Source organism: Micromonospora sp. NPDC003776, assembly GCF_053605645.1.
Genome location: NZ_JBSGJR010000673.1, coordinates 1 through 3367 on the forward strand (window position 1 = coordinate 1; position 3367 = coordinate 3367).

General features: G+C 75.4%; 3 protein-coding genes. All 3 read left to right on the forward strand.

What is annotated here, in order from left to right; genetic code table 11:
* The coding region (locus ACWEVO_RS33085) for an FGGY-family carbohydrate kinase (protein WP_452311361.1) at positions 1-666 on the forward strand (666 nt) is incomplete at its 5' end.
* Positions 667-707: 41 nt separating this feature from the next.
* Entirely contained in the window at positions 708-1796 is a 1089-nt protein-coding gene (locus ACWEVO_RS33090; RefSeq protein ID WP_452311362.1) for a DUF5925 domain-containing protein, read from the forward strand.
* A 49-nt stretch (positions 1797-1845) separates the two neighbouring features.
* The gene (locus ACWEVO_RS33095) at positions 1846-3258 is read left to right on the forward strand and encodes an MFS transporter (protein ID WP_452311363.1); all 1413 of its coding nucleotides are present in this window, start codon (positions 1846-1848) and stop codon (positions 3256-3258) included.
* Positions 3259-3367 lie beyond the last annotated feature (109 nt).

Consider the following 3367-nt stretch of genomic DNA (forward strand, 5'->3'; position numbering starts at 1 on the left):
GTCGCCGACCGGCCGGCCGCCGACCCGGCCGGCGCGGTGGCCGGCTTCGCCGACGCCACCGGACGGTTCCTGCCGCTGGTCTGCACGCTCAACGCGGCCCGGGTGCTGGACGCCGCCGCGGCCCTGCTCGGGGTCGATCACGACGCGCTGAGCGAGCTGGCCCTGGCCGCCCCGCCCGGCGCCGACGGGCTGGTCATGGTGCCGTACCTGGAGGGGGAGCGGACCCCCGACCGGCCCACGGCGACCGGCGCCCTGCACGGGCTCACCCTGGGCACCTCGACCCCGGCCCACCTGGCCCGGGCGGCCGTCGAGGGGATGCTCTGCGCCCTCGCCGACGGCCTCGACGCGCTCGTCGCGCAGGGCGCCCGGGCCGACCGGATCATCCTGGTCGGCGGCGGGGCCCGCTCGGCCGCCGTACGCCGGATCGCCCCGCAGGTCTTCGGCCGCCCGGTGGTCGTGCCACCGCCCGGGGAGTACGTCGCGGACGGCGCGGCGCGGCAGGCCGCCTGGGTCGCGCTCGGCGGCGCGGCGCCGCCGTCCTGGGCCCTCGCCGGCACCGAGGAGTACGCCGGGGAGCCCGTGCCGGCCATCCGGGAGCGCTACGCCGCCGCCCGGGAGCTGGTGGTGGACCGGCGGCCCGGCACGCCGGGCCAGGACCCGGCCTAAACGGCTGTACGGGCGGCGCCGGCATTCGCGATCATGGAGTGATGTGCGCCGCCCCGGCCGAGCCCGCCCTGCCTGCCGTCCTCCAGTACGACGACTCCGACACCCCCTGCGACGTGGTGGACGCGCTGGCCCTGGCCGACTTCGTCACCGGCGTGCATCCGTGGGCGCGGACCGTGCGGCTGTCCCGGCTGCGCCGGGACGCGGCGCTGACCCCGGTCGACGCCCGCGTGCTGCGGACCGCCCTCGAACACCGCCAGCGCTACCGGCTGCTCGCCGGGGACGGCTGGACGGCGCGGGTGGTGACCTGGAACGGGCGGTCCGGCGAGGTGACCGTGACCGCGGTGAGCGATCAGGTCGGCCAGGCGGCGCTGGACCGGATCATCGACGGCGCCGCCGAGCCCGAGGACCCGGACAGCGGGCGGATCGGGTTCTGGCACCACAACCCCCGGCGGGGAGCGCAACGGGACGTGCGATCGATCGTCGCGCCGGAGTGGGCGGCGATCCGGGGCAACTACGCGGCGCCGGCGCGGTCCGCCCTGGACCGGCTGATGGAGGTCACGCCGGAGGCCGTCGCGGGCCGGCTCGTGCTGCTGCACGGGGCGCCGGGCACCGGCAAGACCACGGCGTTGCGGGCGCTCGCCGGGCAGTGGCGGGACTGGTGCCAGGTCGACGCCGTCCTCGACCCGGACGTGCTCTTCGCGGAGGCGGCGTACCTCTCCGAGATCGCGGTGGGCGATGACGACGAGGAGGGCGGTGCGGGGCGCCGCTGGCGGCTGCTGATCCTGGAGGACTGCGACGAGCTGATCCGGGGCGAGGCCAAACAGGCGGCCGGACAGGCGCTGTCGCGGCTGCTCAACCTCACGGACGGGCTGCTCGGCCAGGGCCGGGACGTGCTGGTGGCGATCACCACGAACGAGGACCTGTCCCGGCTGCACCCGGCCGTGACGAGGCCCGGCCGTTGCCTGGCCCGGATCGAGGTCGGACCGCTGTCGTACGCCGAGGCCGCCGACTGGCTCGGCACCTCGGCGGGTGTCCCCGCTCAGGGCGCCACCCTGGCGGAGCTGTACGCGCTGCGCGCCGGCACCGCGCCGGCCGGCGCCGTGCCGGTCGAGATCGGGGGCTACCTCTGACCGGCGAATCGTCATCCCGCCGTGATCTGCGCCTGATTGGCTGCCGGGGATGAGCGGCACCAGGATCCCCCGGCGCGGGAACGCGGCCCACCGGCTCTACAGCGTCGTGGTGTTCGTGGTGCTCGCCTCGCTGGACAACGTGGCGATCGGCCTGGTGCCCCCGCTGTACGGACCGATCTCCGGCGCGCTGGGCGTGCCGCAGCGGCTGCTCGGGCTGGTCACCGCGGTGAGCTTCCTGGTCAGCGCGGCGGCCGCGGTCGGCTGGGCGTACGTGGGGGACCGGACCAACCGCAAGCCGCTGCTGATGGTGGGCACGCTGATCTGGGCGGCCGGCACCGGGGGCAGCGCGCTGGCCGGGCACTACCTGACGTTCCTGGTCGCCCAGCTGGTCGCCGCGGTCGGGCTGGGCGCGGTCGGTTCGGTCGGCTTCTCGGTGGTCACCGACCTCATCTCGCCCCGCCGGCGCGGCCTGGTGATGAGCTTCTGGGGGCTGTCGCAGGGGGTGGGCACGCTGGCGGGCACGCTCACCGGCGGCATCCTCGGCGCCACCGACTGGCGACGACCGTTCCTGATGCTCGCCGTGGTGGGTCTGGTCGCCACCGTGGCCTACCTGTTCACGTACGACATCCGGCGCGGACAGAGCGAGCCGGAGCTGACCGCGGCGCTCGACGCGGGCGCCGACTACGACTACCGGATCAGCCGGGCCGACCTGCCCCGGATCCTGGCCCGGCGGACCAACCGCTGGCTGATCCTCCAGGGGCTGACCGCGCAGGCGGCGTTCGGGTCGCTGGTCTGGCTGCCGGTGCTCTTCGCCGAGCGGGCCGAGGCGCAGGGCTACTCGGCGGCCACCGCCGTCATGGTGGGCAGCGTCTTCGCCACCCTGTTCCAGCTCGGCGGGGTCTTCTCCATCCTGGGTGGCCTGGCCGGCGACGCGCTGCAACGGCGTACGCCGAGCGGGCGGGCACTGGTCGCGGCGGTGGGCATCCTCGCGGCCGTGCCGTTCTACCTGGTCCTGTTCCTGGTGCCGATCAGGATCGACGTGCCGGACGGCGGCAGCTCGGGCGCCGTGGTCGGGGCGGTGCTGGCCAGCGTGTTCACCGAGCCGACGGTCGGGCTGAGCCTGCTGACCGCGCTGCTGGCCCTCGCGCTCACCTCGGCCAACTCGCCGAACTGGTTCGCGCTGATCGCCGACGTCAACCCGCCCGAGCACCGGGGCACCGTCTACAGCCTCGGCAACCTGGTCAACGGGGTCGGCCGGGCGGCCGGCAACGGGTTGGTCGGGGTGGCCTTCCAGGGGCTGCGGGCGGCCTTCCCGCCGCCGCTGAACTTCGCCGTCGGGCTGGCCGTGTTCCAGCTCTTCTTCATCCCGACCGGGCTGATGTACTGGCTGGCCGCGCGTACCTCGCCCCGGGACATCGAGCAGGTGCACGAGCTGCTGCACACCCGCGCCCACCGGCTGTGACGGGCCGCCGTTTCCCGGCGCCGGCCGGCCCGCGAACGCGGTGAGTCGTTCACATCATCAAGTTCGTAGGAGTGGAAAAGGCTGCCCGGGGACCGCGTCAGCGGGCCCC

What these genes read in the sequence shown, in the direction of transcription:
- ACWEVO_RS33095 (WP_452311363.1), top strand. Translation starts at nt 1,846, where the DNA reads ATGAGCGGCACCAGGATCCCCCGGCGCGGGAACGCGGCCCACCGGCTC.
- ACWEVO_RS33090 (WP_452311362.1), top strand. Translation starts at nt 708, where the DNA reads ATGTGCGCCGCCCCGGCCGAGCCCGCCCTGCCTGCCGTCCTCCAGTAC.